The 597-nt window shown below is 63.6% G+C and carries 1 protein-coding gene; it reads right to left on the bottom strand.

The features are described from left to right. A partial coding sequence (locus AC1DWI_RS25760) for a FecR family protein (protein ID WP_477726270.1) occupies window positions 1-574 on the bottom strand: 574 nt, incomplete at its 3' end. Between the last annotated feature and the right edge of the window lie 23 nt (window positions 575-597).

The following is a 597-nucleotide window of genomic DNA, read 5'->3' as shown; positions in this document are numbered from 1 at the left end:
CCTCGGAGCTGTTAATGACTCGCACCGACTCGCCGGCCGTCAGGCCGACGCAGCCACCGGCGTTGCAGACCTCAATGGCGTCCAGTTCCGTCGTGATGCCCAGTGATCCGTCCGGGTTGTAGCCCACGCTGAAGCCGGAACCGCGTATACCTATGGTGGCCGTGGTGGTAGTGACCTTGTAGTTCTCGCGGTTGCGCTTGCCGATCAGGCCGGTGATGGCCCGCATGCTGCCGCGCARCAGGTCGACCAGGAAACGGTCCTGCTTGGGGTCAGCCTCGTTGACATAATTGGCGATTTTGAACTCGGTATTGGGCTGCAGTGACACCAGGCCGCCATCCGAAAACCGGACCTGGGCGCGACCCGCGGTGCTCGTCAGTATGGATTCGCCGCTTTCCAGCGGTTTGCCCTTGGTCAGCGCCTCGGTTTTGCCGTTCGCACGCAGCACGTTGACGTCGCCGGCGATGAACTGCGCCACGCCGGCCGATTCGGCGGCGAATGATTGCGCGGGGAAGGCCGCCGCAATCACGACCGACAGCGCGGCGTGTTTGAGAGAGCTTTCCCGGATGGTTTTCATGGGGTGTCTGGCGGGGCGTGTTC

This window comes from Polaromonas sp. P3_C2, assembly GCF_056402675.1.
Note: the sequence above shows the minus strand (reverse complement) of the source record. Positions and strands in the feature narration are given on the sequence as shown.